The 7,401-nt window shown below is 46.6% G+C and carries 7 protein-coding genes and 1 pseudogene; 2 read left to right on the top strand and 6 right to left on the bottom strand.

The features are described from left to right. From A8707_RS10245 to A8707_RS28035, 3 genes and pseudogenes are all read right to left on the bottom strand, one after another. Positions 1–704, bottom strand: a pseudogene (locus A8707_RS10245) (ISKra4 family transposase); the annotation flags it as partial. A 251-nt stretch (positions 705–955) separates the two neighbouring features. Next, positions 956–1,084, bottom strand: coding sequence for a XisH family protein (locus A8707_RS29640; RefSeq protein WP_231948005.1), 129 nt, complete (start codon positions 1,082–1,084; stop codon positions 956–958). A 9-nt stretch (positions 1,085–1,093) separates the two neighbouring features. Next, entirely contained in the window at positions 1,094–1,249 is a 156-nt protein-coding gene (locus tag A8707_RS28035; protein ID WP_156518475.1) for a hypothetical protein, read from the bottom strand. 15 nt (positions 1,250–1,264) lie between these two features. Between A8707_RS28035 and A8707_RS30190 the strand changes: the two genes are divergently transcribed. Together A8707_RS30190 and A8707_RS10235 are read left to right on the top strand one after the other, a co-directional pair. Continuing rightward, positions 1,265–1,390 carry a hypothetical protein gene (locus A8707_RS30190; RefSeq protein ID WP_269452699.1) on the top strand — a complete coding sequence of 42 codons (126 nt, stop codon included), beginning with the start codon at positions 1,265–1,267 and terminating at the stop codon, positions 1,388–1,390. A gap of 9 nt (positions 1,391–1,399) precedes the next feature. Next, a complete protein-coding gene (locus A8707_RS10235) occupies positions 1,400–3,610 on the top strand; it encodes an NACHT domain-containing protein (protein WP_068816705.1) in 2,211 nt (736 codons plus the stop codon). A 76-nt stretch (positions 3,611–3,686) separates the two neighbouring features. Here A8707_RS10235 and cobA read toward each other — a convergent pair whose 3' ends face one another. The 3 genes from cobA to A8707_RS10220 form a co-directional block, all read right to left on the bottom strand. Further along, complete coding sequence (cobA, locus tag A8707_RS10230) at positions 3,687–4,547, bottom strand: uroporphyrinogen-III C-methyltransferase (protein ID WP_331711699.1); 861 nt, start codon at positions 4,545–4,547, stop codon at positions 3,687–3,689. 49 nt (positions 4,548–4,596) lie between these two features. Further along, positions 4,597–5,343 carry a sirohydrochlorin chelatase gene (locus tag A8707_RS10225; RefSeq protein WP_231948004.1) on the bottom strand — a complete coding sequence of 249 codons (747 nt, stop codon included), beginning with the start codon at positions 5,341–5,343 and terminating at the stop codon, positions 4,597–4,599. Positions 5,344–5,416: 73 nt separating this feature from the next. Then, positions 5,417–7,258 carry a putative bifunctional diguanylate cyclase/phosphodiesterase gene (locus A8707_RS10220; RefSeq protein WP_068816703.1) on the bottom strand — a complete coding sequence of 614 codons (1,842 nt, stop codon included), beginning with the start codon at positions 7,256–7,258 and terminating at the stop codon, positions 5,417–5,419. Positions 7,259–7,401 lie beyond the last annotated feature (143 nt).

Raw genomic sequence — 7,401 nt, 5'->3', positions numbered from 1 at the left:
TCTAGCCGTTCCAGAAACGTCGCCTTGCCATATTCGGGGGTGGCTCCCATATAAATGGTGTGTTGTCGGTCTCCAAACGCGTCATACAGACTGATGGTGCCGACCATGGCTTCTCTCCATCCGGTGTCGCACAACAGCATACAGGTGCCATCTAAGCCAATGGCAACACTGGCAATTTCAGCGTCTAGTTGAGGGGGCACATAGTCCCAACTTTCTTCTTTCACCTCAATGATCGTGGCCACCGCTTCACTGAGACGCTGGATGTAGGACACGGCGACCGGGCGTTGATGATTCTCAGCCAAGTCTCGCTGCACGTCTCGGGCGGAACCATACGCCAGTTTCGAGGACACTTGTTTCGCAAACAGAGGCGTGGAGGTGATGATGATGCGAGACGCTCGCTCTAGCGGACAATCCGTTTTCCCGCCTCCAGAGCGCTGATAGACATGGCGTTCAATCACGACTTCTCCGTAGGGCGTTTGATACGCTTTGGGCTGCTTGCCTTTGGTTCGCATCACCTCTCCGGCAATCTCAATGGCTGAACCGTCGGTGTCCAGATACTCAAGAGCGGCTGTAGTGGCAATACGACCCGCCTCGTTGAGGCTTTCCTGAATCGCTTCTTCACTGGTCAGCAGCGAATGACTCAGGTCTATCGTCACTTCTATCCTGACTTGCGTCCCTTCTTGACTCAGCAATTGAGCGCTCATACTCACCACCTCTTGGTTGCCTCACTCAGTGATATCATGCTTGACCTACTAAATCAAGTAGAGGTCGCACCCTTTCAGAGGCATCTTGTTGAGTGGCTTTTCTAATTTGCATGGCGACGAACGGGCGATCGCTAAAGAACTATTTCTAACCCACTGCATGATGGGTAAACTGCGCTAGTTTCTCTTCCAGTCCGCAATCACCTCGCGTTCCACATCGTACACAATCATTTTGACTTGATTTTCCTCAACCATCATCTTTGGAAACTCAAGTTGAAAAAAGTCTGATAAGCCACGATCGGCACTGCTAAATACAGAATGCGATCGCCAAACTTCTCAATCAGTGGGTTGGCGATCGCTTCACTCATCGAAGGAACCGCCAACCATTTTGTCTACTTCTTTTCGTCCTTTTGCAGGGCGTACAGAATTTGAAAGCAGAGTTTCAGCAGAAAGATCAGAAGACTCGCACTAGGATTGAGCCAAAGCGCAAAGCCAACGATCGCGAATTCGATTACTTTCAGCCATTTCTTTTTGTTGGAATATTTCATTGGAAAGTTACCTTTTTGAACTCTCAACAATCTGCCAAAACTAGCGCTAGAGCCTGGTGCAGCAAACGATCGCTCAACACTCAAGTTGTGTTCAACTTTGTCCAAGTTGCGATCGCGTGGCTACAATCAGGGAAACTCTGAAACGAATCTATGACAGCGCAAACGGGACGATCGCTCAAACTATCGGCTGAGGAACTAGAGAAGGCGAACACTGCGTTATCAAAATTTGGGAGTAAGGCGGATTTAGCGGCGAGTTTGAAGATGTCCCGCACGACGCTCAACAACTTTTTTAAAGGCGACCCTGTTCAGCGCAAACAATTTCACGCGATCTGCAAAAAACTGAAGTTCGATTGGCAACCTCCAGCGATCGAGAAACCGCAGTCTGACAATTTTGATGTGGATGCGATCGTCCAAACAATCCGTGAACAGATTAAGCCGATCGTTCATGAAAAATGCGGCACGATGCGCGTGTTGGATATGGAGCAACCGATCGAGCTAACCGGAGAGCGAGGCATTTACACCAACGTCAATATTCTGGAGCGAATTACAGGGCGGAATCGCTTAGAGATTGCAGAAATCTTGCAGAACTGTGGGGTTGAGGAGTTCGCTCGTGCTGGACTGAGCCAAGTTACTGAGGAACGAGTGCCGGGACTGGAAGCCGTAGAACAGCATCGCAAACTAATGGTGTTGGGCAAACCAGGCGCGGGAAAGTCTACATTTCTAAAATATTTGGCGATGCAGTGCATTGAAGGCAACTTTCAGGCAACCCGCATCCCCGTTTTCATTACGCTCAAAGATTTTGCTGAAAAAGGAAACCCTAATTTGTTCACCTACATTAGTCAGCTTATTGAGTTGCCAACTTCAGACGCTTTGCGAAAGATTTTGCAGCAGGGTCAAATGTTGGTTTTGTTGGATGGATTAGATGAAGTTCGAGAAGAAGATACTAAACGAGTTTTACAGCAGATTCTAGAGTTTTCTGATCAGTTTCATCTCAATCAGTTTGTGATGACTTGTCGAATTGCCGCAAAAGAATATACGTTTGAGCGATTTACTGAAGTCGAAGTGGCAGATTTTGACAAAGAACAAATCGCTATTTTTGCTCAAAACTGGTTTCGATTGAGTGATCCGATGAAAGCAAAACGCTTCATCCAAAAACTAGAAGAAAACAAACCGATTCAAGAATTAGCAAGCAGTCCTTTGCTGTTAACTTTGCTCTGTCTTGTGTTTGGCGAAAGCGCAGACTTTCCAGCGAATCGGTCTGAGCTTTACAGAGAAGGCTTAGATGTCTTGCTCAAGAAATGGGATGGAAAGCGCAACATTCAACGAGACCAGCTTTACAAGAATCTATCTCTGAAGCGCAAAGAAGATCTCCTGAGTCAAATTGCTCTCACAACTTTTAAGCAGAAAGATTACTTTTTCAAACAAAAAACGCTAGAAGCATACATCTCTGATTTCATTTGCAATTTACCCAATGTTGATTCAGACCCAGAGATTTTGCGGATGGATAGTGAAGCGGTTTTGAAGTCTATTGAAGCTCAACATGGACTGTTTATAGAACGCGCAAAAAGCATCTATTCTTTTTCTCACCTGACCTTTCAGGAGTATTTTGCTGCTAAAGAGATCGTTGCCAACTCTACTTATGCAAATTTAGTAAAACACCTTGCCGAAAAACGCTGGCGTGAAGTCTTTCTACTAACCGCAAGTATGATGCGAAACGCTGGCGACCTACTGAAGCTGATGAAGCAGAGCATTGATGAAATTCTGGCTGATGAAGAAGAGCTACAGCAGTTTCTCAAGTGGCTCAATCAAAAATCTAGTTGTTTGAAGGTGTTTTATAAAGCTGCCGCTGTTAGAGCTTTTTACTTTGCCCACGAGTTGACACTCACAACTTATTTCCCCTTTTTTGATAAACTTGAGAATACAATGCAAGCTCGTTTCTCTATTTCACTTCTTCTAGTGATGCATGAAAAGGAAACTGCTTTCGCTAAAGATGTTGATCATAATCTTAATCACAATCTTGAACCTGAACTCGTTAATGTATTACATTCTTCTATGACTGCGATCCCCATTTCTGGAGAAGAAAGACCCACACATGAAGACTACCTATGGTGGCAACTGAATAATCAGGTTGTCATCAGTAAATTTCAGAATGCGATGTCTCAACATGGTTATGCAAAAGATAACTGGCAATTTAGCGAGAAACAAAGGCGACTGTTACGGCAGTATTGTGATGCCAATAAGCTACTGGTCGATTGTTTGAACAGCGATTGCTATGTCGATCGAGACGTGCGGCAAGAAATCGAAGATACCCTGTTGTTGCCGATGAGTGAAACAGTTCGCGATCGAACATCCCCAACCTGATTGAGTAGTAATCAAGAAATCAGCCTTCTAGTTTTTTTCTGGTCTATGAAATCACCCTGCGTAAATTGTCCTAATTTCATCCACCTAAGAACTGTGGGCGACAGCCAGAGAGAGTTTCGTGTAGGTTGACGACATTACCAATCACCGCGATCGCAGGTGCCCCAAATCCCTTCGCTTCGACTTGGGCGGCGATCGTCTCCAAGGTGCCAATTAATTCTTCTTGTTCGGGTCGGGTGCCCCAACGAACTAAGGCGATCGGCGTTTTGGCACTCAACCCTGCTTGTTGAAGCTGACCCGTGATGTAGGGCAAATTGTGAATGCCCATGTAGATGACGATCGTTTCAGACCCGTGGGCGATCGCTTGCCAATTCACCGCAGGGCGATACTTCCCAGCTTCTTCGTGCCCCGTTACAAACGTCACTGACGAACTATAAGCTCGATGTGTCAACGGAATCCCCGCATAAGCCGGGGCAGCAATGCCAGAAGTCACCCCCGGAACTACCTCGACGGGCACCCCAGCTTTTACGAGGTCTTGCATCTCTTCGCCGCCGCGACCAAACACAAACGGGTCGCCCCCTTTTAAGCGGACTACGATCGCCGCAGTTTGAGCTTTATCAATCAGCACTTGAGTGGTGTTTTCTTGCACCATTGAGTGCCGTCCTCGCCGCTTGCCTGCATTGATTTGCTCAGCATTGGGATTGATCATCGCCAAAATCGGCGCACTCACGAGAGCATCGTAAATAACAACATCCGCGCACTCTAACAGGGTTTTGCCCTTGAGCGTCATCAAGCCGGGGTCGCCCGGTCCTGCACCAACTAGGTAAACTTTGCCCAAGCACCTCGGCTGATTGGATAGAACAGCAGCATCAGAGTTAAAAATCATCGGGAAGGCAGTTAGAGAATGGACAAGATGGATATCACTATCAACGCTAGACATCTGATCACTCAAATGCTGCACTATCAGATACCGACTCAGAAAAAATAAGTTAAGCAGAAATCAAATCTAGAACCAATTGAGCGAGATCATCACCGACTTCTAACGGGTTCGTCAGATCAAGGTCGAGGTCTGGAAACTGGTGAGACAGTTGAGCCACCGTTTGAGCGATCGCGTCTGTAATCCCTCCACTAAACAGAAAATAAGGCAAAATCGCGATTTTTCGACATCCTGACTGAGCCAATTCTTGCAGACGGTCTTCCAGTTTAGGAGCCACTGACCAATATGCCGAAACCGCTCCTATTTTCGATGCTAATGCCTCAACAGGCTGGTTTCCTCCCGATCGCCGACTGCCGTGAGACATCAAAATGTAGGCATCCGCAGAGAGTTGAGCCAGACGATTTGCGAGAAGCTTTTCTAAACCGGGATGAGTGCCGATGTGAGAAGACAACGCGATCGTCATCGTTTCGCCTAACGCTTGCTGAGCGATCGTCACCTGTTCTGGAATATCTTCCATCACATGAACGCCCGGAATCAAAAAGAGCGGCACGAGTTGAATGTGACGAATTCGTTGAGCGATCGCCGTTTGACTAAACTGCTGAATCTGCTCGTGTAGAGGCAGCGGAGCACATTCTAAAACAGCCGCCCCAACGAGAGAAGACTGTGATTCAGAGGCTGGCATCTTTTGCTGCACTTGTTGAGCGAGTTGAGCGATCGCCACTTGAGGACGTGGATCTCGGCTCCCGTGAGCCACCAGTAGATAGGCAGAAGATTGAGACAAACCCATACGTGGAGACAAAACTTGAAGTTATGTAAATTCTACTGGGTTACTCCTGCAAGTGGTGGAGCCATCGCTGTGGCTCTTGAGATTTTTAGATAGGTGAGTTGTTTGGGGATTCTAAATGCTTTTGAAAAGTAGCGGCAAGGAGATCAACCATATCTTCTGAAGGCAAAGGCTTAGAGAACAAGTAGCCCTGACCAAACTGACAGCCCAACACCTTTAACTGAGCGAGCTGTTCACTTGTTTCAATGCCTTCCGCGATCAAATTCATCCTCATCGCTTTGGCAATTTGAACGATTGCAGTGACTACTCCAAAATTATTTTTACTCTTATGCATTCTATGGATGAACGATCGGTCAATTTTGAGATTTTCAACCGAGAATGAATGAAGGTAACTAAGAGACGAGTAGCCTGTACCAAAATCATCGATGCTTAATTGAATCGATCGCTGCTGTAAACCGCTGATGTTATCTGTAACAAAGGCAGTGTCTTGCATAATCACTGTTTCAGTGATTTCTAGCTTTAAACACTGAGGATCTATCTGGGTTTCTGCTAAGATTTCATCAATTTGTTTAACAAAATCAGGTTGAGCAAACTGGTGGGCTGATACATTGACACTGACCGAAAATGATGAGGTTACAATATGCTGTTTTTGCCATTGACGAAGGTGGCGGCAGGCTTCTCTAAGTGCCCAGTTACCCAGCTTTAGTATAAACCCTGTCTCCTCAGCAATTGGAATAAATCGATCGGGCGGAATGAGTCCCTGAGTGGGATGATGCCAGCGGATTAACGCCTCAACCCCGACAATATTGCCTGTTGCCAACTCAACAATGGGTTGATAGTGCAGAGCTAGTTCTTGACGCTGAATGGCTTGCCGCAGATCCATTTCAAGCTGTAGCCGACGGCATACTGTTTGATATAGAGAAGGCTCAAAAATCTGGTATTGGTCTTTCCCGGAAGCCTTTGCCTGATACATCGCGGCATCGGCATCTCGCAGCAGTTCTTCAGGGTCGCAGTAAGTTGAACAGTCTAAGACAATCCCAATGCTAAACGAGACAGATACATCTCGCTCTCTTAAGTTAAAGGGAAGGGTAAAGCTCTTGAGAATTCGATCGGCGACTTGAGTTGCAGACCAAGAGTCTACCAAGTTGTCAAGTAAGATGACAAACTCATCCCCTCCTAGACGAACGAGGAGATCTTCCTGCCGCAGAACAGAACCCAGTCGCTGAGAGATGGCGATCAGCAGATCGTCGCCTGCTTGATGCCCAAGAGAGTCGTTAACAGGCTTGAATCGATCGCAGTCTAGATAAAGCACAGCAAACTGATCTTCGGGGTTTGTCTGCTGCTGACTCAATGCCTTGCGGAGGCACTCCATGAGTAACGCTCGATTGGGTAGCCAAGTGAGCGGATCACGGAATGCCATTTCTGACAGTTGAGAATTTGCAGTTTCTAACTGCTGGGTTCGCTCTTTGACCCGTTCCTCTAACTGAGCATTAAGCTGATGAATCGTTTGTTGAGCCGCGATGATAGCGAGCTGATTTTGAACTCTCGCCAAGACCTCTTCTACATGGAAGGGTTTAGTAATGTAGTCTGCACCCCCTACTCTAAACGCTTCTATCTTATTGGTGATGTCATCTGCTGCACTCAAGAAGATAACGGGTATGTGAACAGTTTTAGGGTCTGATTTAAGTTGTTGACACACCTCATAGCCATTCATATTAGGCATTCTGACATCTAGCAGAATCAAACTGGGTAACGTTGCTTTAATAGCAGTCAGCGCCATTGCACCATTGGTTGCTTTACGGGTTTGGTAGCCACTAAAATCCAACATGGTAGACAAAAGGCGAATATTTTCTAGTACGTCATCCACGATTAGGATGTCTGCTTGAGCTACGGATGCTGAGGAATGGCTAAGGTTGATTTCGCTGTTCATTGGTCTGTCCTAAAATCTTCTAAGGTTCGTAAATTAAATAAGGTTAGTCATTGCAAAGCGGTTGCCCTCATCCCCTCTTCTCCCTAGGGAGAAGGGGAACTAGACGTTTGCTCCCTCTCCCTAGGGAGAGGGTTGGGGTGAGG

Source organism: Phormidesmis priestleyi BC1401, from assembly GCF_001650195.1.
Classification (GTDB): Bacteria; Cyanobacteriota; Cyanobacteriia; order Leptolyngbyales; family Leptolyngbyaceae; genus Phormidesmis_A; species Phormidesmis_A priestleyi_B.
This window is presented reverse-complemented; position numbering and strand designations above follow the sequence as displayed.